This window comes from Cupriavidus sp. MEYA8 (genome assembly GCF_059278825.1).
Window position 1 is genome coordinate 254,747 of sequence record NZ_CM181221.1, and the last position, 24,842, is coordinate 279,588.

Genomic DNA, 24,842 nt, shown 5'->3' on the forward strand with positions numbered 1-24,842 from the left:
CCTCGCGGTGGCAGCCAACACCCAGAGACGGTGGAGACAATGACCGACCTTTCCGATGTGCATGATGTGCGCCGCGGTGCGCCGCAGCCCAAGCCGGCGGAGCAGGGCCGCGGTCCGGCCAACAAGGTGCGCTTTGTCACGGCGGCGTCGCTGTTCGACGGCCATGACGCCTCGATCAACATCATGCGCCGCATCCTGCAGTCGCACGGCTGCGAGGTGATCCACCTGGGCCACAACCGCTCGGTCGAGGAGGTGGTCACGGCGGCCTTGCAGGAAGACGCGCAGGGCATTGCCATTTCCAGCTACCAGGGCGGCCACGTCGAGTACTTCCAGTACATGGTCGACCTGCTGCGCGAAAAGGGCGGCGCGCATGTGCAGGTTTTCGGCGGCGGTGGCGGCGTGATCGTGCCGGACGAGATCCGCGAACTGCAGGCCTACGGCGTGGCGCGCATCTACAGCCCGGAAGACGGGCAACGCATGGGCCTGGCCGGCATGATTGCCGACATGGTGCAGCGCTGCGACATCGACCTGTCGCGCTACGCGCCCACTTCGCTCGATCCGGTTGCAGGCGGCGACCGCCGCGCGCTGGCGCAGCTGATTACCGCGCTGGAAAACGGCAAGGCCGATGCCGCGCTGGTGCAGGCGATGCACGCGCAGGCGAAGCAGGCTTCGATTCCCGTCCTCGGTATCACCGGCACTGGCGGCGCCGGCAAGTCGTCGCTGACCGACGAACTGATCCGCCGCTTTCGCCTCGACCAGCAGGATGCGTTGTCGATCGCCGTGATCTCGATCGACCCGTCGCGCCGCAAGTCCGGCGGCGCGCTGCTGGGCGACCGGATCCGCATGAATGCGATCAACCATCCGAACATCTTCATGCGCTCGCTGGCCACGCGCGAGGCGGGCTCGGAGATCTCGCAGGCATTGCCGGACGTCATCGCCGCATGCAAGGTGGCGGGCTTCGACCTGGTGATCGTTGAGACCTCGGGCATCGGGCAGGGCGACGCCGCGATCGTGCCGCACGTGGACCTGTCGCTGTACGTGATGACGCCCGAGTTCGGCGCTGCCAGCCAGCTCGAGAAGATCGACATGCTGGACTTTGCCGACTTCGTCGCCATCAACAAGTTCGACCGCAAGGGCGCGCAGGATGCGTGGCGCGACGTGGCCAAGCAGGTGCAGCGCAACCGCGAGCAATGGCATGGCAAGGCCGAGGACATGCCGGTCTACGGCACGCAGGCATCGCGCTTCAATGACGATGGCGTGACCATGCTGTACCAGGGATTGCGCGCGGCACTGGCCGAGCGCGGCCTGAAGTTGCGGCCCGGTTCCCTGCCCGAGCTGTGGGGGCGCATCTCCACTGGCCAGAACGTGATCGTGCCGCCGGCACGCAGCCGCTATCTCGCCGAGCTGGCAGATACCTTGCGCGCCTACCACCGCCGCGTGGCAGAGCAAAGCCGCATCGCGCGCGAGCGCCAGCAGTTGCGCGAATCCAGCCGCATGCTGCAGGCCGCGCAGGGCGATGGCGCTGCACTCGATGCACTCGCCGCCCAACGCGACAGCGCGCTAGGCCAGGTCGAGCGCAAGCTGCTGGCGATGTGGCCGCAGATGCGCGAGGCCTACAGCGGCGACGAATACGTGGTGAAGATCCGCGACAGGGAAATCCGCACCGGCCTGGTCACGACGACGCTGTCAGGCACCAAGGTGCGTAAGGTGGTGCTGCCGCGCTTCGAGGACGAAGGCGAGGTGCTGAAGTGGCTGATGCGCGAGAACGTGCCCGGCAGCTTCCCTTACACCGCCGGCGTGTTCGCCTTCAAGCGCGAGAACGAAGACCCGACGCGCATGTTCGCCGGCGAGGGCGATGCCTTCCGCACCAACCGTCGCTTCAAGCTGGTGTCCGAGGGCATGGAGGCCAAGCGCCTGTCGACCGCGTTCGACTCGGTCACGCTGTACGGCGAAGACCCGCACGTGCGCCCGGACATCTACGGCAAGGTCGGCAACTCGGGCGTGTCGATCGCCACGCTCGACGACCTGAAGGTGCTGTACGACGGCTTCGACCTGACCAGTCCGTCGACGTCGGTGTCGATGACCATCAACGGCCCCGCGCCGACCATCCTGGCGATGTTCATGAACACCGCCATCGACCAGCAGCTCGACAAGTTCCGCGCCGACAACCAGCGCGAGCCGACCGCCGACGAAGAGGCCAAGATCCGCGCCTGGGTGCTGCAGAACGTGCGCGGCACGGTGCAGGCCGACATCCTCAAGGAAGACCAGGGCCAGAACACCTGCATCTTCTCCACCGAGTTCTCGCTCAAGGTGATGGGCGATATCCAGGAGTACTTCGTGCACCACCAGGTGCGCAACTTCTACTCGGTGTCGATCTCCGGCTACCACATCGCCGAGGCCGGCGCGAACCCGATCTCGCAGCTCGCCTTCACGCTCGCCAACGGCTTCACCTACGTGGAAGCCTACCTGGCGCGCGGCATGCACATCGACGACTTCGCGCCCAACCTGTCGTTCTTCTTCTCCAACGGCATGGACCCGGAATACAGCGTGCTGGGGCGCGTCGCGCGCCGCATCTGGGCGGTGACCATGCGCGACAAGTACGGCGCCAACGAACGCAGCCAGAAGCTCAAGTACCACATCCAGACCTCGGGCCGCTCGCTGCACGCGCAGGAGATCGATTTCAACGATATCCGCACCACGCTGCAGGCGCTGATCGCGATCTACGACAACTGCAATTCGCTGCACACCAACGCCTACGACGAGGCCATCACCACGCCGACCGGCGAATCGGTGCGCCGCGCGCTGGCGATCCAGCTGATCATCAATCGCGAGTGGGGCGTGGCCAAGTGCGAGAACCCCAACCAGGGCAGCTTCCTGATCGAGGAACTGACCGACCTGGTGGAAGAAGCGGTGCTGCAGGAATTCGAGCGCATCGCCGAGCGCGGCGGCGTGCTGGGCGCGATGGAGACCGGCTACCAGCGCGGCAAGATCCAGGAAGAATCGCTCTACTACGAGCAGCTTAAGCACGACGGCACGCTGCCGCTCATCGGCGTGAATACCTTCCGCAATCCGGATGGCGACCCGGTCCCGCAGAAGCTGGAGCTGGCGCGCTCCAGCGAGGCCGAGAAGCAGAGCCAGCTGGACCGCCTGCACGCGTTCCAGCAGAGCCATGCCGGCGAGGCGCCGGCGATGCTGCAGCGGCTGCGCCAGGCGGTGATCGACAACCAGAACGTGTTTGCGGTGCTGATGGACGCGGTGCGGGTCTGCTCGCTGGGGCAGATCACGCACGCGCTGTTTGAGGTCGGCGGGCAATACCGGCGCAATATGTAGACCCGGATTCACGTAGTACCCGGCTCAGTGACCGGTAATCGCGCAGGGCGGCCGCAGTGCAGGGCCGCCCTGCGTTACACTCGAATGCTGCGCCGCAGCTAACCGCAACATGGCGCCGGCGGCAACCATCCCGAGACAACCGCAATACGAGACCATGGACAGCCAGTACAACCCGAACAATATCTTTGCCAAGATCCTGCGCGGCGAGATGCCATGCATCAAGGTGTACGAGGACGACAACACCATCGCTTTCATGGACATCATGCCGCAGGCCGACGGCCATACGCTGGTGGTGCCCAAGGAGGCGGCGGTCAATCTCTTCGACCTGTCCGAGCAGGCCGCGCAGGCGGCCATCGTGGCCACGCAGCGCGTGGCGCGCGCGGTGCGCGCGGCCTTCAGCCCCGACGGCATCTCGATCGGCCAGTTCAACGGCGCAGCGGCGGGCCAGACCGTGCCGCATATCCATTTCCATATCGTGCCGCGCTACAACGACCAGGCGCTGCGCGGCCATGCGCGCGACATGCAGGAGCCGGAAGTGCTCAAGGCGCATGCCGAGCGCATCATCGCCGCGCTGGCCAGGCAGGCCGACTGACGCAAACATCGATAAGCAACCAGCAAACAGAGGAAGAGAAGATGGCAATCAGGACAGTAGGTATCGTCGGTGCCGGCACCATGGGCAATGGCATCGCCCAGGCCTGCGCAGTGGTCGGCCTGAAGGTGGTGATGGTCGACATCAGCGACGCCGCCGTGCAGAAGGGCGTGGCCACCGTGGCGGGCAGCCTGGACCGGCTGATCAAGAAGGAAAAGCTGACCGAGGCGCAAAAGGCCGACGCGCTGGCGCGCATCCAGGGCAGCACGTCATATGACGACCTCAAGGCCACCGACATCGTGATCGAGGCCGCCACCGAGAACTACGACCTGAAGGTCAAGATCCTCAGGCAGATCGACGGCATCGTCGGCGAGAACGTGATCATCGCGTCCAACACCTCGTCGATCTCGATCACCAAGCTGGCCGCGGTGACCTCGCGCGCCGACCGCTTTATCGGCATGCACTTCTTCAACCCGGTGCCGGTGATGGCGCTGGTCGAACTGATCCGCGGCCTGCAGACCAGCGACGCCACCCACGCCGCCGTGGAAGCGCTGGCGAAGGAACTGGGCAAGTACCCGATCACGGTCAAGAACAGCCCGGGCTTCGTCGTCAACCGCATCCTGTGCCCGATGATCAATGAAGCCTTCTGCGTGCTGGGCGAAGGCCTGGCCTCGCCCGAAGAGATCGACGAAGGCATGAAGCTGGGCTGCAACCACCCGATCGGCCCGCTGGCGCTGGCCGACATGATCGGCCTGGACACCATGCTGGCCGTGATGGAAGTGCTGTACACCGAATTCGCCGATCCGAAGTACCGTCCGGCGATGCTGATGCGCGAGATGGTGGCCGCCGGCTACCTGGGCCGCAAGACCGGCCGCGGTGTCTACGTCTACAGCAAGTAATTCAGGCGGCATTTACTGCACCTGACGCGTTGCGCCGTATTGGCGTGACGCTGGCCGTACCACCGTGGGGCCGCCGCGTGCGGCCCCTTGTCATGCCCGGATCGGCCACCTCTTGGCCAAATCCCGCTTACACCTCGTTATAAATGGAAACACTCCGCCGCATCCAGTAACAGGAATGCCGGGTACAGTGCACCCATTCCAATTACGACAAAACATCCAATGCTGCCTCCGGTTCTTGTTGCCGCCCTGCTGGCGGGCGCGATGTCGCTGCTTGCCGCCCGTTCCGCCATGGCCCATGTCGATGTCGGCGTGCAGATCGGCGCGCCGGTCTATGTTGCTCCTGCGCCGGTCTACGTGGCGCCGCCGCCGCCGGTGGTCTATGCGCCGCGCTATCACGGCTGGCATGGCGACCGCTACTGGGACGGGCGCCGCTGGTATGGGCGACATGAGTGGCATGGGCACCGCCATCATCGCCACGGTCATGGCCACCGCCATGGGCACGGCCACGGCCACGGCCACGGCCACGGTCATGGCCACCACGGCCATCGCCACTGAGCGCCCGCGGGGGTGAGGTGCCGCCGCTCAGCGCAGCAGCACCAGCCGCGGCACCGCGTCGGCGCCGCTCCACACCACCGCGTTCTGCCCGTATTTCCCGCCCAGCGAGCGCGCCCCCTCAAGCGACAGGCCCGGCACCAGGAAGCTGGGCTCGGCCGGCCAGCCGTTGGCGGGATGCTCGCCGGCGGCCTCGATCGCACGCAATCCCATTTGCGCCAAGTCCTGCGCCAGCGCCTGCTGGCGCGCCGCGTTGGCGTTGTCGTCGCAACGCTGGCTGAAGGGGTTGGCCGCCGTAATGAAGCCGCTGCACGCTACGCCAAGCGCCTGGTGCAGCGTTGCCAGCGGCGCACTGGCCTGGTCTACCCGCAAGGTCATCGGCGTGCCGCCCAGCACGCGATAGTGCGTTTCGCGATAGGCCTGCAGCGTGGCCGCGTCGATGACCGTGGCCACTGCTACTCCCCGTACTGCCGCAACCCGTCCAGGTCCAGCACTTCGATCACGCCGTAGTCCACCCGCACCAGCTTCTGTTGCTCCAGCACCTTGAGCGCCTGGTTGGCGCGCTGGCGCGAGATGCCGGCGAGCAGGCCGATCTCTTCCTGCGAGATTTCCAGCGTCTTGCCGATGCCAGGGTACAGGTGCTCGTTGAACAGCGACGACACCGCGCGCGCCACGCGTGAATCGATATCGAGCGAGCGTTCGTATTCCACCGCGGCGATGAACTGGCCCAGGCGCTCGTTGAGCTGCGTCAACAGGAAACGCGTGAACGGCAGGCTGGTGTCCAGCAGCCACTGAAAAGTCTCGAGCGGCAGGAAGGCGATGGTCGAGCGGCGCAGCGCCATCACGTCGTACTTGCGGATCTCCGACTTGAGCACCGCGCCTTCGCCGAACCAGCCGCCGGTGGGCACGCCGGTAAAGGTCACCGACTTGCCCGAGGGCGAGACCGTGGTGATCTTGACGATGCCCTCCAGCACGCCCATCCAGTGCTCGGCCCTGTCGCCCTTGTGGCAGACGTAATCGCCCTGGCTGTATTCATGCACGCACATCGCGCGGCGCACGCGTTCGCGCTGCTCGGGGCTCAGGTCTGCTGCCCACACGCAGCGGTCGACAAAATCGTTCAGCATGGCCTGCAGAAGCTCCGGTAGGGATTAACCCGGAATTGTCACCGGCGTGACAACCCGGGTGGTTGGCATGGGCTATCGTACGATCACAACGGAACCGCGGGTGCCAGAGAGGGCACGCCGGGAAGGCAGAAGGCGCTTCCCCCGGCCCCTCCAGACCAGGCACAGACGGGCTTGATGCGATGCGGCAGATGCCGCCGGGCAAAGCAAGCCAAGTATAACGACCGGACCGGCGCTTGACACCGGGCGTGGACCCCCACGCCGGAGGGACAGGAGACAGCGATGCAGGAATCGTCGGCGACGACCTTCCCGCGATGGCTGCTGGCACACGCCCAGCAGCGGCCGGAGCATCCGGCCTATCGCGAGAAGGATCTCGGCATCTGGCAGACATACAGCTGGGCCCAGGCGGCACAGCAGGTGAGGGCGCTGGCATGTGGTCTGGCCGCGCTCGGATTCAGGCGCGGCATGAACCTGGCGGTGGTGGGCGACAACCGCCCCCGCCTGTACTGGGCGATGACCGCGGCGCAGGCGCTGGGCGGCGTGCCGGTGCCGCTGTACCAGGACGCCATCGCCAATGAGATGGTGTACGTGCTCAACGATGCGGAGATCGATTTCGCCATCGTCGAGGACCAGGAGCAGGTCGACAAGCTGCTGGAGGTCGAGGCGCAGCTGGCCGAGTCCGGCCGCACCGTGCGCCATGTCATTTACGAAGACCCGCGCGGCCTGCGCGACTACGAGCATCCCTCGCTGATGTCGTACGAGCGGCTGCAGGAGCTGGGCCGCGAATACGACCAGGCGCATCCGGGCTTCTATGACGAAGCGATTGCCGCGGGCCAGCCTGACGACACCGCGATCATCCTCTACACCTCCGGCACCACCGGCAAGCCCAAGGGCGTGTGCCACTCGCACGCGGGCCTGATCGGCTCGGCGCGCAACGGCTGCGCGTTCGACGGCCTAACCGCGAAGGACGACGTGCTGTCGTACCTGCCGATGGCGTGGGTGGGCGACAACCTGTTCTCCTACGCGCAGGCGATGGTGGCGGGCTTCACGGTAAATTGCCCGGAATCGCGCGAGACCGTGATGACCGACCTGCGCGAGATCGGCCCGACCTATTACTTCGCACCGCCGCGCATCTATGAAGGCCTGCTGACGCAGGTGATGATCCGCATGGAAGATGCGGGCTGGATCAAGCGCAAGCTGTTCCACTGGGCCATGGACGTGGCGCGCCGCTGCGGCGCCGATATCCTCGACGGGCGCCCGGTGTCCGTCATGGAGCGCGCGCGCTATGCGCTGGGCGAAGCGCTGGTCTACGGTCCGCTGCGCAACGTGCTCGGCATGAGCCGCATCCGTGTGGGCTATACCGCCGGCGAGGCCATCGGGCCGGACCTGTTCCGCTTCTACCGCTCCATCGGCGTGAACCTGAAGCAGTTCTACGGCCAGACCGAAACCTGCGCCTACGTCTGCCTGCAGCCCGACGGGCAGGTCAAGTTCGATTCCGTGGGACCGGCCGCGCCGGGCATGGAGATCCGCATCGCCGATAACGGCGAGGTGCTGGTGCGCGGCGTGGGCCTGCTCAAGTCCTACTACAAGCGCGACGACGCCACGCGCGAGGCCATCAACGACGAGGGCTACTTCATGACCGGCGATGCCGGCGTGATCGACGCCGACGGCCACCTGAAGATCATCGACCGCGCCAAGGACGTGGGCAAGCTGGCCGACGGCGCGATGTTCGCGCCCAAGTACATCGAGAACAAGCTCAAGTTCTTCCCGTACATCAAGGAAGCCGTGGCCTTCGGCAATGGCCGCGACCAGGTCTGCGCCTTCATCAACATCGATTTCGAGGCAGTGGGCAACTGGGCCGAGCGCCGCCACCTGCCGTATGCGGGCTATGTCGACCTGGCCGCGCAGCCGGACGTGATCGAGATGATCGGCGAATGCGTGAACCAGGTGAATGCCGACCTTGCCAACGATCCCATGCTGGCCGGCTCGCAGGTCGCGCGCTTCCTGATCCTGCACAAGGAACTGGACCCCGACGACGACGAGCTGACGCGCACGCGCAAGGTGCGCCGCGGCTACATCGCCGAGAAATACGGCGTGCTGGTGGATGCGCTCTATGCGGGCAAGTCCGAGCAGTTCATCGAGACGCGCGTCAAGTTCGAAGACGGGCGCGAGGGCAGCGTGTCGGCCACGCTGAAGCTGGTCGATGCGAAGCGGCTGCCCACGGCGGCGCGCGCGGCATAAGAGCATAGGGCGGAGGCATCAACATGACGCAAGTGGCCTGGCAAGGCGGCAAGCCGGAATGGACCGGCACCGCACGTACCGACGCAAGTGCGGCCGGCGGCAGCGGCGCGATGGCGCCCGCGGGCCCGCTGTCCCCGGCGGGACTGGCGGACGACAGCGGCGCGCAACCCGGCACGCAGCACGCGCAGCGCACCGGCGAGCACGCCCGCACCGGCGGCGAGGTGATCCTGGACCTGCAGCATATCTCGCTGTCGTTCGGCGGCGTGAAGGCGTTGACCGATATCTCGTTCGACGTCTGCGAGCACGAGATCCGCGCCATCATCGGGCCCAACGGCGCCGGCAAGAGTTCGATGCTGAACGTGATCAACGGTGTGTACCACCCGCAGCAGGGGCGCATCGTGTTCCGCGGCGAGGAGCGCAAGCAGATGCACCCGACCGCCGCCGCGCGGCAGGGCATCGCGCGCACGTTCCAGAACATCGCGCTGTTCAAGGGCATGACGGTGCTGGACAACATCATGACCGGGCGCAACACGCAGTTCCGCACCGGGCTGTTCGCGCATGCGCTGTGGTGGGGGCCGGCACGCAATGAAGAGATGCGCCACCGCCAGAAGGTGGAGGAGGTGATCGACTTCCTGGAGATCCAGTCGATCCGCAAGACCCCGGTGGGACGCCTGCCGTATGGCCTGCAGAAGCGCGTGGAGCTGGCGCGCGCGCTGGCCGCCGAGCCGTCGATGCTGCTGCTCGACGAACCGATGGCCGGCATGAACGTGGAAGAGAAGCAGGACATGTGCCGCTTCATCCTCGATGTGAACCGGCAGTTCGGCACCACCATCGTGCTGATCGAGCACGACATGGGCGTGGTAATGGATATCTCCGACCGCGTGGTGGTGCTCGACTACGGCAAGAAGATCGGCGACGGCACGCCCGAGGAGGTCAAGGGCAATCCGGACGTGATCAAGGCGTACCTGGGCACATCGCACTGAGGGGTTTTCCACCATGACGTTCTTCTTTGAAATCCTGCTTGGCGGCCTGCTGTCCGGCCTGATGTACTCGCTGGTGGCGCTCGGCTTCGTGCTGATCTACAAGGCCTCGGGCGTGTTCAACTTCGCGCAGGGCGCGATGGTCTACTTTGCCGCGCTGGCGGTGGTGGGGCTGATGGACAAGGGCATGCCGATGTGGGCGGCGGTAATCGGCGCCTTTGTCGTGATGATCCTGGTCGGCATGAGCACCGAGCGCTTCGTGCTGCGCAAGCTGGTCAACCAGCCGCCGATCACGCTGTTCATGGCGACCATCGGGCTGTCGTTCTTCCTGGAAGGGCTGGGGCCGCTCCTGTTCGGCAATGAAGTGCGCCCGATCAACCTGGGCATCGTCGACGAGCCGATCGAATCGATCCTGACCACTTTCAACATCGTCATCTCCAAGTTCGACCTCGCGGCAGCCGCCATTGCCGGCCTGCTGGTGGGATCGCTGGCGCTGTTCTTCCAGTACACCAAGGTCGGCCGCGCGCTGCGCGCGGTGGCGGACGACCACCAGGCCGCGCTGTCGCTGGGCATCCCGCTGCAGAACATCTGGGCGATCGTGTGGGGCGTGGCCGGCTTCGTCGCGCTGGTGGCGGGCATGCTGTGGGGCTCGCGCAATGGCGTGCAGTTCGCGCTGACGCTGACCGCGCTGAAGGCGCTGCCGGTGCTGATCCTGGGTGGCTTCACCTCGGTGCCCGGTGCCATCGTCGGCGGGCTGATCATCGGCGCGTCGGAGAAGCTGGCCGAGATCTACATCCCGCCGGTGTTCCAGTCGGTGTTCGGCGGCAATTTCGGCGGCATCGAAGGGTGGTTCCCGTATGTCTTTGCCTTGTTGTTCCTGCTGGTGCGGCCCGAAGGGCTGTTCGGCGAGAAGCATATCGACCGCGTCTGACCGACTTCGCACAGGAGACTTGCCATGTTTTATCGTGAAGCCGGCCAGTTCAAGACCAGCTACGTTGCCGACAGCCAGATCTTCCCGATCCGCCAGGACCGCATCGGCTTTGCCGTGCTGATGGCCGTGGCCTTCGTGGCGATCCCGTTCGTTGGATCGGAATACTGGTTCTCGGCCATCCTGATCCCGTTCCTGATCTTTTCGCTGGCGGCGCTGGGGCTCAATATCCTGACCGGCTATGCCGGGCAGCTGTCGCTCGGCACCGCGGCCTTCATGGCGGTGGGGGCCTACGCGGCCTACAACTTCCAGTTGCGCATCGAAGGCATTCCGGTGCTGCTGTCGTTCCTGCTGGCCGGGCTGTCGGCGGCGCTGGTGGGCGTGGCGTTCGGCCTGCCGTCGCTGCGCATCAAGGGGTTCTACCTGGCGGTGGCGACGCTGGCGGCGCAGTTCTTCGTGGTGTGGGCGCTGACCAAGTTCCCCTGGTTCTCCAACAACAGCTCGTCGGGCGTGATTACGGCGCAGCGGCTGGACCTATTCGGCATCGCCATCGATACGCCGGTGAAGAAGTACCTGTTCGTGCTGGCCATCGTCACCGTGCTGGCGCTGGTGGCCAAGAACCTGGTGCGCTCGGCGACGGGCCGCGCCTGGATGTCGGTGCGCGACATGGACGTGGCGGCGGAGGTGATCGGCATCCCGCTGATGCGCACCAAGCTGATGGCGTTCGCGGTCAGCTCGTTCTACTGCGGCGTGGCCGGCGCGCTGTATGCGTTCTGCTACCTGGGCTCGGTCGAGCCGGACGGCTTCTCGCTGGACCTGTCGTTCCGCGTGCTGTTCATGATCATCATCGGCGGCGTGGGCAGCATCCTGGGCTCGTTCCTGGGCGCGGCGTTCATCCTGCTGCTGCCGATCTTCCTGGACAACGTGCTGCCGCCGCTGGCGTCGCTGCTGCACCTTCCCTTTACCAACGCCACCGTGTCGCACATCCAGCTGATGGTATTCGGCGGGCTGATCATCTTCTTCCTGATCGTGGAGCCGCACGGGCTGGCCCGGCTGTGGCAGATCGCCAAGGAGAAGCTGAGGCTGTGGCCGTTCCCGCACTGACGGAGCGGGGTCTTATTGTCTGAACGCAGGTCCTGAGTGAAGTACTGAAGCCTACGCATAACGAAACGCCCCACCGAGGGCGAAGGAGACTGTCATGACCAACCTGATCCGTAACGTGCAACGCGCCGCCCTGGTGGTCAGCGCCGCGGCTGCACTGCTGGCGCCGGCGGTGCCGGCACTGGCGCAAAGCAACGAGCAGTTCGTCGCGCTGCCGAGCTATCGCGTGGGGCCATATGGCGCCAACGGGCAGTCGTGGTATGGCGGCTTCATCGACTACCTCAACTACGTCAACCTGAAGGACGGCGGCGTCAACGGCGTCAAGCTGAGCTGGGAAGAGTGCGAGACCGAGTACAACAACGCCAAGGGCGTGGAGTGCTATGAACGCCTGAAGGCCAAGAACGCGACCACCAAGGGCACCGCGTACCACGCCATGTCCACCGGCATTTCCTACGCGCTGGTCGACAAGACCGCCGCCGACAAGGTGCCGCTGGTGATGATGGGCTATGGCCGCACCGACGCCGTGGATGGCTCGGTGTTCCCGTATGCGTTCCCGCTGGTGACCACGTACCAGATGCAGGTCTCGGCCATCGTCAAGTACCTGGCGAGCAAGAGCGGCGGCTCGCTGGCCGGCAAGAAGATCGTCTACCTGTACCACGACTCGGCCTATGGCAAGGAGCCGATCGTGGCGCTGCAGGCCGAGGCCAGGCTCAACAAGTTCAACCTCGTCGAGATCCCGGTGGCGCACCCGGGCAACGAGCAGGGCGCGCAGTGGCTGAAGATCCGCCAGGAGAATCCCGACTACGTGATCTTCTGGGGCTGGGGCGTGATGAACCAGACCGCGCTGAAGGCCGCGCAGAAGGTGGGCTTCTCGCGCGAGAAGATGATCGGCTCATGGTGGGCGGGCTCCGAGGAAGACACGGTGCCGGCGGGCGATGCCTCCAAGGGCTACATGAGCGCGACCTGGAACGTCGCGGGCAAGAGCGTGCCGCTGATTTCCGACATCGAGAAGGTCGTGTACGGCGCCGGCAAGGGGAACATGCAGGACAAGAGCAAGATCGGTTCGGTGCTGTACAACCGCGGCGTTTCCGCGGCGGTGGTAACGGTGGAAGCGGTGCGCGTGGCGCAGGCCAAGTTCGGCAAGGGCAAGCCCATGACCGGCGAGCAGATGCGCTGGGCGTTCGAGAACCTGAACCTGACCAACGCGCGCCTGCAGCAACTGGGTGCCACCGGCCTGCTGCCCGAGATCAAGACCAGCTGCGAAAACCACGAGGGTTCGGGCAAGGTAAAGATCCAGCAATGGGACGGCAGCAAGTGGGTGGTGGTGTCGGACTGGATCGAGGGCAACAAGGGACTGATCCACCCGCTGTTCAAGGCCACGGCGGCGCAGTACGCGAAGGAGAAGGGGATTACGCCGGGGTGCTCGAAGTCTTGATGCCCTTTGAATCCTGAAGGTTTGCTCCCCTCTCCCAAATGGAGAGGGGGGTAAGCCGACACGGATGTGAAATCCGGAGCTACCGCAACACCAACCCGAGCCGCACCATGAGCCTCCTGTCCATCAACAACATCGAAGTCATCTACGATCACGTGATCCTGGTGCTCAAGGGCGTTTCGCTCGAAGTGCCGGAAGGCAAGATCGTGGCGCTGCTCGGCGCCAACGGCGCGGGCAAGACCACCACGCTGAAGGCGATCTCCAACCTGCTGCACGCCGAGCGCGGCGACGTCACCAAGGGCACCATCGAGTATCGCGGCGACCGCGTCGACCAGCTCACCCCCAACGACCTGGTGCGCCGCGGCGTGATCCAGGTGATGGAAGGGCGCCACTGCTTCGCGCACCTGACCATCGAGGAAAACCTGCTCACCGGCGCGTATACGCGCGGCCTGTCGCGCTCGCAGACGCGCGACGAGCTGGAGAAGATCTACAACTACTTCCCGCGCCTGAAGACGCGCCGCAAGTCGCAGGCGGGCTATACCTCGGGCGGCGAGCAGCAGATGTGCGCGATCGGCCGGGCCATGATGGCCAAGCCCGCGATGATCCTGCTCGACGAGCCTTCGATGGGCCTGGCGCCGCAGATCGTCGAGGAGATCTTCGAGATCGTGCGAGACCTGAATTCGCGCGAGAAGGTCAGCTTCCTGCTGGCCGAGCAGAACACCATGGTGGCGCTGCGCTATGCCGACTACGGCTACATCCTGGAAAACGGCCGCGTGGTGATGGACGGCGACGCCGAGTCGCTGCGCACCAACGAGGACGTGAAGGAGTTCTACCTGGGCGTGGCCGCCAACGACGCGGATGGTGGCGCGCGCAAGTCCTTCCGCGACGTGAAGAGCTATCGCCGGCGCAAGCGCTGGCTGGCATAGCGCCGCGCGGTTTATCCCTGGCTTTGCCGACGCGCCGTGGCGGGCTGTCACCGGCGCGGCGGCAATCCGCATCCTTCCCTGACGCAACAGCACCATGCCCGAATACTTCGATTCGCTCGAAACCCGCGCGCCGGCAGTCCGCGAGCAGGCGCTTCTTGCCGCCCTGGCACGACAGGTGGCCCACGCGCGCGACAATGCGCCGTATTTCGCCGAACTGCTGCGCGACGTGGACCCGCGCTCGCTGACCTCGCGCGAGGCGCTGGCGGCGTTGCCGGTGACGCGCAAGTCCGACCTGACCGCACGCCAGCGCGCGCTGCCGCCGCTGGGCGGCCTCAATGCGGCGCCGCTGGGCAGGCTGCGCCATGTGTTCCAGTCACCGGGCCCGATCCACGAGCCCGACGGCCACGACGCCGACTGGTGGCGCACGGCGCGCGCCATGCACGCCGCGGGCTTCCGTGCCGGCGACCTGGTCTACAACACCTTTTCCTACCACTTCACGCCGGCCGGCATGATGATGGAGACCGGCGCGCACAAGCTGGGCTGCTGCGTGTTCCCGGCGGGCGTCGGCCAGACCGAGTCGCAGGTGCAGGCGCTGGCCAGCCTGCAGCCTGCGGCCTACGCTGGCACGCCATCGTTCCTGAAGCTGCTGCTGGAACGGGGCGACGAGATGGGACTTCCCTGCACCAGCCTGACGAAGGCGTTGGTCTCCGGCGAGGCGCTGCCGCCGTCATTGCGCGCGTGGTTCCAGCAACGCGGGGTGCGCGTTCAGCAGATGTACGGCAGCGCGGATCTCGGGCTGATCGCCTACGAGACCGAGGGCGGCGACGGCTGGGTGGTGGACGAGGGCGTGCTGGTCGAGATCGTCGAGCCGGGCGGCACGCGGCCCATGCCTGAAGGCGAGACCGGCGAGGTGGTGGTGACGGTGCTGGGCAACGGCGACTATCCGCTGATCCGCTTCGGCACCGGCGACCTGTCGGCGGTGGTGGCGGAGTCCTCGCAGCGGCCGAGCCCGTGCGGGCGCACCAATATCCGGCTCAAGGGCTGGCTGGGACGCGCGGACCAGGCGACCAAGGTCAAGGGCATGTTCGTGCATCCGGGGCAGGTGGCCGACGTATTGCGCCGCCATCCGGAAATCCGCGCCGCGCGGCTGGTGGTGACCGGCGATCCCGGCGCGGACGTGATGACGTTGCGCTGCGAGGCAGCGCGCGAGGATGCGGAACTGCAGCGCGCGGTGGCCGAGTCGCTGCGCGAGGTGATGCGCCTGCGCGGGGAGGTGGCGTTCGTGGCGGCGGGGTCGTTGCCGCAGGACGGGAAGGTGATTGAGGATGCGCGGCGGTATGAGTGAAGGGCTAGCCGGGTGAGGGGTGGGGGTGAGGGCCGGAGCCTCAACGAAGTGAAGGGCGTCGACGGGCCGGAAAGCCTCAAGACTCCCCCCCCTCCTCCGGCCGCGTCGGCAACCGGATCATCCACACACTCACCCCCACCGCACAAGCCAGCAACGCCGCCGACGCCACCGGCCGCCCGCGCAGCAGCCATGCGGTGGTCCCCATCGACACCCACATCATCGACAGCGCCAGGCACTTCGCCTTGAACGGAATGCTCCGATACCGCTGCCAGTCGTTGACCAGCGGCCCGAAGCGCGGATGCCCCATCAGCCAGCCGTGGAAGCGCTGCGAACCGCGCGCGAAGCACGCCGCGGCCAGCAGCACGAACGGCGTGGTCGGCAGCACCGGCAGGAAGATCCCGATCACGCCCAGCAGCAGGAAGAGCCCGCCCAGCGCCACCCAGACGGCGCGCAGCACGCGCTGGCGGTGGCTCAGCACGGCTTCAGGATCGGGCGAAAGGTCAGGGGCGGAAGGGGGCAATGGTCGAACAAAGGGCCGCTAAGCGGCCCCGGTGATGGATCGGTCAGCGCGAAATCCCGAGTCGCGCCTTGGCCGCATCGTACTCCGCTTTCATGCGCGCGACGATTTCGCCGGCGCTGGGGATGTCGTGGATCTGGCCCACGCCCTGGCCGGCGCCCCAGATGTCCTTCCATGCCTTGGCCTTGGAGCTGCCGCTGGAGAAGTCCATCTTGGTCTTGTCGGCCACCGGCAGGTTGTCAGGGTCCAGGCCCGCGTTGCTGATGCTCTCGCGGATGTAGTTGCCGTGCACGCCGGTGAACAGGTTGGTGTAGACGATATCGGCGGCGGCCGAGCTGGTGATCGACCGCTTGTACGTCTCGGCCGCGTGCGCCTCCTGCGAGGCGATGAAGCGCGTGCCCACGTAGGCGAAGTCGGCGCCCATGGCCTGCGCCGCGAGTACTGCCTCGCCGGTGGCGATCGAGCCCGACAGCGCGATCGGGCCATCGAAGATCTTGCGCACCTCGCCCACCAGCGCGAACGGCGACAGCATGCCGGCATGGCCGCCGGCGCCGGCCGCGACCAGGATCAGGCCGTCGACACCGGATTCGATCGCCTTTTCGGCATGGCGCAGGCTGATGACGTCGTGCAGCACGATGCCGCCGTAGCTATGCACCGCGTCGATCAGCTCCTTGGGGGGCGCGCGCAGCGAGGTGATGAAGATCGGCACCTTGTGCTCGACGCAGACCTTGATGTCATGCTCGAGCCGCGCGTTGGACCCGTGCACGATCTGGTTGACCGCGACCGGTCCCACCGGCGCGCCGGGGTTGGCGGCCCTGAAGGCGGCCAGCTCCTGCTCGATCTGCGTCAGCCACTCGTCGAGCAGCTCCGCCGGGCGCGCATTGAGCGCGGGGAACGAACCGACGATGCCGGCCTTGCACTGCGCCAGCACCAACTCGGGATAGCTGACGATGAACATGGGCGAGGCAATCACGGGCAGGGCCAGGTTCTGCAGGGCCTGGGGCAGTTGCTTGGCGGCGGGCATGGTGTCTCCTGAACCACTGGCGGGCACGCTGGTCGTGCCCTAAATGAACGGTCGTTCGATTATAGGGAGTTTCTGGCGTGCGTCGCTAGAAGCCCAAGTCTATGCCGATCCTGCGCGCCATGGCAGGCGGGTCAGCCCGCGGGCAGCGTCAGTTCGGCCAGCGCGCCGCCGCCCGGCCGGTTGGCCAGCGTCACGCTGCCATGATGCAGCGCCGCTACCTCGCGCGCAAAGCACAGGCCCAGGCCAGTGCTCTTGTCGGCGCCCTGCGGGCGCGGCAGCGAGTAGAAGCGCTCGAACACGCGCGGCAGGGCGTATTCGGGGATGCCGGGGCCATGATCGGCCACGGTGATCGCCAGCTGCGCGCCGCGCCGTTCCAGCGCTACCGCGATGGCGCTGTCCCGGGGGGCGAAGTCGATGGCGTTTTCCAGCAGGTTGGCGACGGCCTGGCGCAGCAGGAACGGGTCGCCCGCCGCCACGTCGGGACCCGGCGGCGACTCCAGCCGCAGCACCACGCCGCGCTGCCGCGCGCGCGGTTCCAGCTCGGCGCACAGCTGGGCCAGCAGCTCGCCCAATCGCACCGGCTCGCGGGTTTCCAGCCGTTGCCGTTGTTCCACCTCCGCCAGCGCCAGCAGCTTGCGGATCATGGTTTCCAGCCGGCCCGACTGCGCGCGGATATTGGCGACGAAGCGCTCGCGGTCCGTTGCCGGCATGTCTTCCTGCAGCAGCTCGGCGGCGCCGCCGATCGCCGCCAGCGGGCTCTTCATCTCGTGCGCCAGCGTGTGGATGTAGTGCTCGACATACTGCTTGTCTTCCAGCCGCTCGCGCATGCCCTGCACCGCGCGGCCCAGTTCGGCCAGCTCGCTGGTGCCATGCAGCGGCATCTCGGCGCGCTCGCCGGCGGCCACCGCGCGCGCATAGCCGCGCAACCGGCGCAGGCCATGCACCAGCCACAGCGTGCAGGCCAGGCCGATCACGCACGCGGTCCCGATCAGCAGCCCGCCGTACAGCAGGATGCGGTGCTGGCTGCGCGCGATGAAGGGCGCCATCGCGGCATTGGGCTTGGCCACGGTGAGCGCGCCGACGATGCGGTCCCCGTCGCGGATGGGAGCGGCCACGTACATCACGGTGCTGGCCTCGTCCTCCGGATCGCTGCGCGTGCTGCGCGCGCCGTACTGGCCGCGCAGCGTCAGGTAGACATCGTTCCAGCGCGAGTAGTCGCGGCCCACGTCGGTGCCGGTGGAGTCGTAGCGGACGATGCCGCCGGCGTCGGTGACATAGACGCGGTAGCCGATGCTGTCCTTGTGCAGGCCCCATACGTCGGCATTGACCGGCGCCTGGCGCAGCGCCGCCATGCGCCGCGCGAAGTCGCCGTCGGCGATGTGGCCGGCCTTCATGTCGTCAGCGGCCAGCGCGGCCAGCACGTGGGCGGTGTCGATCAGCGTGTCTTCCATCGCCTGCCGCACGCCGGGCTTGACCTCCTGCACGAACACGCGCAGCGTCAGCACCGTCGCCAGGCCGACGATGAAGAAGAAGCCAAAGAAGATGCGCAGGCCGATCCGCATGCGCGCTCAGGCCTGCACGGGATCGAGCGAATAGCCCATGCCGCGGTGCGTGCGGATGCGCTCCGCGCCTTCGCCTTGCGGAGTGGCGTCGCGCAGCTTGGCGCGCAGCGTCTTGACATGGGTGTCGACGGTGCGGTCGCTCGTGTCGAGCGCGTCCTGCCAGACCAGTTCCATCAGCTGGGCGCGGGTGTAGATGCGGCCCGGGTGTGCCACCAGCAGTGCCAGCAGCAGGTATTCGTAGCGGGTCAGGTCCAGCCAGCGGCCGCGGTAGGCCAGCCGTGCGCCGTCGGCGTCGTGGGTGAAGCCGGAATCGGCGGCAGCGGGTGCGGCCACGCCGCGCGCGCGGCGCAGGATGGCGCGCACGCGCGCGGCCAGCTCGCGCGGCGAGAACGGCTTGACCACGTAGTCGTCGGCGCCGATTTCCAGACCGACGATGCGGTCGATCTCCTCGTGGCGCGCGGTCAGGAAGATCACCGGCGCATCGCAGAACGTGCGCAGCGTGCGGCAGACCTCGAAGCCGTTCACATCGGGCAGGCCCACGTCCAGGATCACCAGGTCGGCCGCATCGGCGCGCATCCGCGCCAGCGCGGCGCTGCCCAGCGTGCAGTGCTCGGCCTGCATGCCATCGGTGCGCAGGGCGTAGAGGATGGTATCGGCGATGGCTTGCTCGTCTTCCACCACCAGGATGCGCGGTTGTCCCATGCCCGGCATTCTAGTCCACGTCAGAGGCTGGGCACGGTGCGCGGCGGCGGCGCGGCCTGGTCGCCGCCGCGCTTGTGGAAGTAGATCTGCTCGGCGGCCCAGCGCAGCGGCGGTGAATACAGCATCAGGTCGAAGGGCCAGTCGCACTGGAAGCGGTCGAACATCCAGCGCAGCGCGCGCTTGCCGCGAAAGCGTGGCGCGCTGCCGGTGGCGACGGCTTCCGGCGCCGGGCCGTTGTGCAGCAGGTGTTCGGCGATGGCTTTGCCAACGGATTCGCCATGGGCGAAGGCGTAGTGGATGCCGCCGGCGGTCAGCGGCGAGACGATGCCGGCCGCGTCGCCGGTCAGGATCACGCCGTCGCGCGCGAGTGGCATGGCGGGACCGCCGCACGGGATCAGGCCGGCGCGCGTGGCGGCGGGCTGCGTCAGTTCAGGCAGTCCGGCGCGGGCGCGTACATGGGCGAGCAGGCCGTCGAGGTCGGGAGCGCGGCCGTGACGGGGCAAGTAGCGCAGCGCCAGGCCGGCCTGGACGCCGGTGGGATTCTGTGCGATCCAGCCTATGTAGCCGGGCGCGAAGCGGCGGGTGATGAAGCAATGGAGCATGACGGGATCGGGCAGGGATATTCCCGGGAATTCGTATTCGATGCCATACAGGAAATCGTGGGTGCGGCCGAGACCTGCGCATTGCGCCACGCGCGATTTGGCGCCGTCGGCACCGACCAGGTAGCGGGTGGTGCCGACGCCGGTCACGTGCCAGCCGCCATGGCGTGGCGTAGCGCGGACGAACGACTGGCCCAGGCGCAGCGTGGCGCCGTGGCGCACCAGCTCGTTGGCCAGCCAGCGCATCAGGTTGGGGGTATCGGTGGTGTGGAAGTAGTAGCCTGGGGCGGCCAGGTCGAGGCTGCGCAAGCGTGGAGAATAGAGTCGCACGCGTTCAACGCGGTGTATGCAGTCGGCGGGGGCGCGGCCCAGCCAGGTTTGTTCGATGGCTTCCTTGACGACGATGCCGGTGGTGTGGAGTTTTTCGCCGGGGTCGGGTTTGCGTTCGAGGACCAGGACGCGCAGGCCGGCGCGGGCGGCCGCCAGGGCGCAGGCTGCGCCGGCGAAGCTGGCGCCGGATACTACTAGGTCGTAGTCGAAGGTTGGCATTTTTGGAGGGGCTTCTGGATGAAGGGTTCTCCAGTGTTGTCTTGCTGGGTGAGGGGAATGTGGGGTGGTTGTGAAGTCGTTGGCGTTATTGGGGGCGGTGGCTTGCTGTTGGATGCTGGCGGCTGTTTAAGCGTCCGCTGTCGCTGTTGATGACATGCTGTGGCCGTTGAACCGCCTGGTTCCGCCCTGCTGGGCGGGTCACTTTTTGTCCGAGCGACAAAAAGTAACCAAAAAACGCGTCGCCTGAGCGGCTGGCTATCAATTTGGCGGCGTGGGTGGGTCGGGCGGTGGTGATTTCCGTTCGATGTGGCTGGTGGTTCGGACCTGCTACGCCAGGTGAGTCTGGGATAGTGGCTGCGTCGACCCACTATTGGACAATCCCCATGCCGGGCGTAGGCCGCCTGCTGCCGGCGTCAACACAGGAACGCCTTCGGCTGCGCTGCGCGCCGGCAGTACCTGTGATTTAGGGCTCGGGCACGGAGTGCGTCGCTGCGCTCGCACAGCGCCGTCGTGAATGACGCCGGGCCCGAAGCCCGGGCGAGGACGTGGGGCGGCGGCCTTGCCCTTAGGGCCGGCGCGCAGCGCAGCCGAAGGCGTTCCTACCATGCCGCCCGCAGCAGGGGCCACGCCCAGCTCTGGGCTCGTTCAAACATCGCTGCTATCTCGAGCCATCGTGGCGCACCAGGGCGTCAGGCAGTCCTGCCCTGCAACGAAGCAAAGCCCCGTACGAAAACCGCCGCATACTACGATAAGAGTGGCCGCCCGCAGGGCCGTAAACGCGCTTTTTGGTTACTTTTTGTCGCTCGGACAAAAAGTGACCCGCCCAGGAGGGCGGAACCAGGCGGTTCAACCGCCGACAGCATGTCATCAACAGCGACATGCACCTAATAAGCCCACAAAAAAACGCCCCGCATAAACCGCGGGGCCATCAATTACCACGAAGACTGATACAGCCGGCAGGGCACCTGCCAATGCCACAACCGCCCACGAAGCATAGAAAACCAATGTGACGCCCACATGGCAACAAGGTGAACAGCCAATGACAAGCCAACATCAAAGCCCATACCGCTTGATCTTGTCATACAGCGTAGCCTTGCCAACCTGCAGCAAATCAGCAGCCTGACTGACAGCACCCCCCGTCCGCGCCAGCGCATCGGCAATCACCGCCCGCTCATACCGCTCCATCCTCTCCCGCAGCGGCGCGGTCTCGTCCGCAGTCGCCGCATGCGCACCCGCTTGCCCGCCCTCAGGCACCCCCAGCACCAGCCGGTCCGCCGCATTCCGCAACTCCCGCACATTCCCAGGCCAAGGCCGCTGCTGCAGCCCCTGCCGCTGCGCCTCCGACAAAATCGGCGCCGGCCGCTGATAACGTACCGCCGCCACCAGCATGAAATGCTCGAACAACGCCACGATATCCTCGCGCCGTTCCCGCAGCGGAGGCAGCGCAATCGTGACCACATTCAGCCGGTAATAGAGGTCCTCACGAAACGAACCTTGCGCCACCAGCGCATCCATATCCCCCTTGGCCGCCGCCACGATCCGCACATCGATCTTCACCGACGCATTCGACCCCAGCCGCTCCAGCGTTCCTTCCTGCAGCACCCGCAACAGCTTGACCTGCAGCGCCAGCGGCATGCTCTCGATCTCGTCGAGGAAGAGCGTGCCGCCCGAAGCATGCTCCAGCTTGCCGATACGTCGCTTGCCTGCGCCGGTGAAGGCACCAGCTTCATGTCCGAACATCTCGCTCTCGAAGATGGCCTCAGGCACCGCCCCGCAGTTCAGCGCGATAAAAGGCCCCTCGGCGCGGCCGGACAGCGCATGCAGGCTGCGTGCCACCAGCTCCTTGCCGGTGCCGGTCTCGCCGTTGATCATCACCGGCACGTCGGTCGGGGCCACGTTGGCAACCAGAGCCCGCACCTGCTCGATCGCCGGCGAACGCCCGATGATCCGCGTACCGGCCGCGGGACCAGCCAGCTCGCGCCGCAACGCCTGGTTCTCCAGTTCGAGCGCGCGCCGCTCGAGTGCGCGACGGACGGTGTCGGTCAGCCGGTCGGCTCCGAACGGCTTCTCGATAAAGTCATAGGCGCCTTCACGCATCGCCTGCACGGCCATCGTGATATCGCCATGCCCCGTCACCAGCACCACCGGCACGCCTGGCGCCGCATTGCGGCAGTGCTGCAGCAGGTCCAGCCCGCTGGCGCCGGGCAAGCGCACGTCGGTCACCACGACGCCGGGAAAGCCCGCATGCAGATGCGGCATGGCGGCTTCTGCCGAAGGCAGCGCCAGCACGGTAAAGCCCGCAAGCTCCAGGCTTTGCGCAGTAGCCTGCCGCACCAGCGGCTCGTCTTCGACAAACAGGACACGCAGACCGTCTTGCATGGCAATGCTCATTGGGGAGTGGAAACCGGCAGCGCCTCGTTCGCGCCGGAGCTGGCCGGCGCGCCTGCCAGCACCAGCGTGAATTGCGCGCCGCCGCCGGGCATGTTGGCCACGCTGAGCTGGCCGCCGAACTCGCGCACGATCGATGACGAGATCGCCAGCCCCAGCCCCAGGCCCTGCCCGGTTTCCTTGGTGGTGAAGAAGGGCTCGAACAGGCGCGGCAGCGCTTCCGGCGCGATGCCGGTGCCGTTGTCGCGCACGGCGAGGGTGATGGTGCCGCTGTTGGTGCCGCCGTTGGTGCCGGCATTGGTCTGCACCTCGATGTCGATGCGGCCTTGCGCGGGCGCCGCCGAGGCGATGGCGTCGAGCGCATTGCCGATCAGGTTCAGCAGCACCTGCTCAAGCTTGAGTTCGTCGGCACGCACGGACAGGCCGGGCTGTTCGTCGAGGCCGGCCACGTTGACCTTCACCGCACCCAGCCGCGGCGCCAGCAGCGCCAGCACGTGGTCGAGCGCCGTGCGCACCACCACCGGCCGCCGCACCGGGCGCGCCTTGCCGGCGAACAGCTTGAGCTGGCTGGTGATCTTGCCCATGCGCTCGGTCAGGTCGGCGATGGCAGCCAGGTTGCCTTCTGCCGCGGCCAGCTGGCCGCGCTCCAGCAGCACGCGGGTGTTGTCCGAGAAGGTGCGCAGCGCCGCCAGCGGCTGGTTCAGCTCGTGCGTGATGCCGGCCGCCATCTGTCCCAGCGCGGCCAGCTTGCTGGCTTGCACCAGTTCGTCCTGCGCCGCGCGCAGCTCGCTTTCGGCGCGGGTGCGCTCGGCAACCTGTTCCTCGAGCTTCTCGTTGATCGCCATCAGGTCGGCGGTACGCGCTTCCACGCGGCGCTCCAGTTCGTCGTAGGCCGCTTCCAGCAGCCGGCGGCTGTACTGCACGTCGCGCGCGCGCTGGCGGCGCTGGCGCCAGTTGACCAGCAGCAGGCAGATGCAGGCATAGGCCAGCGCCGCGGCCACGGTGGCGTTGCGCGCGTTGGCCAGCACCGGCTCCAGCGGCGCCATCACCTGCATGGTCCAGTCGGCCGGGCCCACGGTGCGGCCCAGTTCGAGGTAGCGGTCGGCGCGCGCGGTGGCGTCGGGGGTAAAAGTGGTGCGGGCGGCGGGCGAGTCGTCACGCACGCGCACCAGCCGCGCGTTGGCGCCCAGCGTGGTCTGCGCGAGCCAGCGCGTGACGAGCGAGTCGAGCGGCTCCAGCGGCAGCGGCGTGACGGCGCGGCCGTGGTACTGGCGCGTGTTTTCCATCTCGGCCTGCAATGCCGGCGGCAGCGGTTGCAGCGTGCGGTACTGCCAGGCCGGCACCGATGACAGGAAGATCACGCCGTGGTCGTCGCTGACCATCAGCGGCTCGGCGCCGCTGCCGGCACGCTGGAACCACTCCAGGTTGAGCTTGACCACGGTGACGCCGACGACCTTGCCATTGGATTCCACCGGTTGCGCGAGGTAATAGCCCGGTTCGTCGCTGGTGATGCCGATGGCGTAGAAGCGGCCCATCCTGCCGCCCGCGGCGATCTGGAAGTAGGGGCGGAAGCGGTAGTCGGTGCCGACGAAGCTGCCGGGCTGGTTATGGTTGCTGGCGGCCAGCGCGATGCCGTTGGCGGCAATCACGTACGTGGCCGAAGCATGTGCGCGCCGGTTGACCTCTTCCAGGTACTGGTTGGCGGCGGCGACGCGCGTCGGGTCGTTTGGGGATTCGAGCAGCCCGCGCACGAAGGGGTGCAGCGACACCAGCGCGGGCAGGAATTCGTAGCGGTCGAGGGTGCTTTCGAGGGTGGCGGCGTAGCGGTCGGCACGCGTCGCGGTGCTCTGCTGCAGCGCGGCCAGGCCGCGCTGGAACGACACCAGCCAGGTCAGCCCGCACAACAGCAGCAGCCCGGCCGCCAGTGCGGCGGCGAAGACCCACCACCGGCTGCTGCCGGTGTCCGGCGCATGCACCGCGCGGGTGGCGGCAGGATCATGCACGGCTAGGAAATCGTCGGAATGGGGCATCGGCGCGCGCAAGGGCTGTCGTGCCGA

The 24,842-nt window shown here is 67.0% G+C and carries 20 protein-coding genes; 11 read left to right on the forward strand and 9 right to left on the reverse strand.

Annotated elements, in window-relative coordinates:
* The first annotated feature begins 39 nt into the window (after positions 1-39).
* The 4 genes from icmF to AC5WJ1_RS01195 all read left to right on the forward strand — a co-directional run bounded on the left by icmF (position 40) and on the right by AC5WJ1_RS01195 (position 5,373).
* Positions 40-3,330, forward strand: coding sequence for a fused isobutyryl-CoA mutase/GTPase IcmF (gene icmF / locus AC5WJ1_RS01180; RefSeq protein WP_434033218.1), 3,291 nt, complete (start codon positions 40-42; stop codon positions 3,328-3,330).
* Positions 3,331-3,484: 154 nt separating this feature from the next.
* Positions 3,485-3,922 (forward strand): HIT family protein, encoded by a 438-nt coding sequence (locus tag AC5WJ1_RS01185; protein WP_434034031.1) that lies wholly within the window; start codon positions 3,485-3,487, stop codon positions 3,920-3,922.
* A gap of 11 nt (positions 3,923-3,933) precedes the next feature.
* Entirely contained in the window at positions 3,934-4,818 is an 885-nt protein-coding gene (locus AC5WJ1_RS01190; RefSeq protein ID WP_240745974.1) for a 3-hydroxybutyryl-CoA dehydrogenase, read from the forward strand.
* A gap of 219 nt (positions 4,819-5,037) precedes the next feature.
* Positions 5,038-5,373 carry a hypothetical protein gene (locus tag AC5WJ1_RS01195; RefSeq protein WP_135704292.1) on the forward strand — a complete coding sequence of 112 codons (336 nt, stop codon included), beginning with the start codon at positions 5,038-5,040 and terminating at the stop codon, positions 5,371-5,373.
* A gap of 27 nt (positions 5,374-5,400) precedes the next feature.
* On the opposite strand, the gene AC5WJ1_RS01200 is transcribed toward AC5WJ1_RS01195, so the two are convergent.
* Both AC5WJ1_RS01200 and AC5WJ1_RS01205 read right to left on the reverse strand, forming a co-directional pair.
* Complete coding sequence (locus AC5WJ1_RS01200) at positions 5,401-5,823, reverse strand: DUF3293 domain-containing protein (RefSeq protein WP_135704294.1); 423 nt, start codon at positions 5,821-5,823, stop codon at positions 5,401-5,403.
* 2 nt (positions 5,824-5,825) lie between these two features.
* Positions 5,826-6,494, reverse strand: coding sequence for a Crp/Fnr family transcriptional regulator (locus AC5WJ1_RS01205; RefSeq protein ID WP_133093558.1), 669 nt, complete (start codon positions 6,492-6,494; stop codon positions 5,826-5,828).
* A gap of 279 nt (positions 6,495-6,773) precedes the next feature.
* Here AC5WJ1_RS01205 and AC5WJ1_RS01210 point away from each other — a divergent pair, with 279 nt between their 5' ends.
* The 7 genes from AC5WJ1_RS01210 to AC5WJ1_RS01240 all read left to right on the forward strand — a co-directional run bounded on the left by AC5WJ1_RS01210 (position 6,774) and on the right by AC5WJ1_RS01240 (position 15,444).
* Positions 6,774-8,732 carry an AMP-dependent synthetase/ligase gene (locus tag AC5WJ1_RS01210; RefSeq protein ID WP_135704296.1) on the forward strand — a complete coding sequence of 653 codons (1,959 nt, stop codon included), beginning with the start codon at positions 6,774-6,776 and terminating at the stop codon, positions 8,730-8,732.
* Positions 8,733-8,755: 23 nt separating this feature from the next.
* Positions 8,756-9,715: an ABC transporter ATP-binding protein gene (locus tag AC5WJ1_RS01215; RefSeq protein WP_494476322.1), complete on the forward strand. Its 960-nt coding sequence runs from the start codon at positions 8,756-8,758 to the stop codon at positions 9,713-9,715.
* Positions 9,716-9,728: 13 nt separating this feature from the next.
* Positions 9,729-10,643: a branched-chain amino acid ABC transporter permease gene (locus AC5WJ1_RS01220; RefSeq protein WP_133093561.1), complete on the forward strand. Its 915-nt coding sequence runs from the start codon at positions 9,729-9,731 to the stop codon at positions 10,641-10,643.
* A 24-nt stretch (positions 10,644-10,667) separates the two neighbouring features.
* A complete protein-coding gene (locus tag AC5WJ1_RS01225) occupies positions 10,668-11,744 on the forward strand; it encodes a branched-chain amino acid ABC transporter permease (protein ID WP_133093562.1) in 1,077 nt (358 codons plus the stop codon).
* Positions 11,745-11,838: 94 nt separating this feature from the next.
* Positions 11,839-13,176, forward strand: a complete 1,338-nt coding sequence (locus AC5WJ1_RS01230; RefSeq protein WP_133093563.1) for an ABC transporter substrate-binding protein — start codon at positions 11,839-11,841, stop codon at positions 13,174-13,176.
* A 107-nt stretch (positions 13,177-13,283) separates the two neighbouring features.
* Positions 13,284-14,099: an ABC transporter ATP-binding protein gene (locus AC5WJ1_RS01235; protein WP_029046690.1), complete on the forward strand. Its 816-nt coding sequence runs from the start codon at positions 13,284-13,286 to the stop codon at positions 14,097-14,099.
* Between the two features lie 94 nt (positions 14,100-14,193).
* Positions 14,194-15,444 (forward strand): phenylacetate--CoA ligase family protein, encoded by a 1,251-nt coding sequence (locus AC5WJ1_RS01240; RefSeq protein ID WP_135704298.1) that lies wholly within the window; start codon positions 14,194-14,196, stop codon positions 15,442-15,444.
* Between the two features lie 76 nt (positions 15,445-15,520).
* Here AC5WJ1_RS01240 and AC5WJ1_RS01245 read toward each other — a convergent pair whose 3' ends face one another.
* The 7 genes from AC5WJ1_RS01245 to AC5WJ1_RS01275 form a co-directional block, all read right to left on the reverse strand.
* Positions 15,521-15,922, reverse strand: a complete 402-nt coding sequence (locus tag AC5WJ1_RS01245) for a YbaN family protein (protein ID WP_240745917.1) — start codon at positions 15,920-15,922, stop codon at positions 15,521-15,523.
* A gap of 85 nt (positions 15,923-16,007) precedes the next feature.
* A complete protein-coding gene (locus AC5WJ1_RS01250; RefSeq protein WP_135704300.1) occupies positions 16,008-16,985 on the reverse strand; it encodes an NAD(P)H-dependent flavin oxidoreductase in 978 nt (325 codons plus the stop codon).
* Between the two features lie 131 nt (positions 16,986-17,116).
* The gene (gene creC, locus AC5WJ1_RS01255) at positions 17,117-18,547 is read right to left on the reverse strand and encodes a two-component system sensor histidine kinase CreC (RefSeq protein ID WP_494476323.1); all 1,431 of its coding nucleotides are present in this window, start codon (positions 18,545-18,547) and stop codon (positions 17,117-17,119) included.
* 6 nt (positions 18,548-18,553) lie between these two features.
* The gene (creB, locus tag AC5WJ1_RS01260) at positions 18,554-19,258 is read right to left on the reverse strand and encodes a two-component system response regulator CreB (protein WP_276609602.1); all 705 of its coding nucleotides are present in this window, start codon (positions 19,256-19,258) and stop codon (positions 18,554-18,556) included.
* A gap of 11 nt (positions 19,259-19,269) precedes the next feature.
* Positions 19,270-20,397, reverse strand: coding sequence for an NAD(P)/FAD-dependent oxidoreductase (locus AC5WJ1_RS01265; protein ID WP_494476324.1), 1,128 nt, complete (start codon positions 20,395-20,397; stop codon positions 19,270-19,272).
* 1,053 nt (positions 20,398-21,450) lie between these two features.
* Entirely contained in the window at positions 21,451-22,776 is a 1,326-nt protein-coding gene (locus AC5WJ1_RS01270) for a sigma-54-dependent transcriptional regulator (protein ID WP_133093571.1), read from the reverse strand.
* Positions 22,777-22,784: 8 nt separating this feature from the next.
* Positions 22,785-24,815 carry a sensor histidine kinase gene (locus AC5WJ1_RS01275; protein WP_434033214.1) on the reverse strand — a complete coding sequence of 677 codons (2,031 nt, stop codon included), beginning with the start codon at positions 24,813-24,815 and terminating at the stop codon, positions 22,785-22,787.
* Positions 24,816-24,842 lie beyond the last annotated feature (27 nt).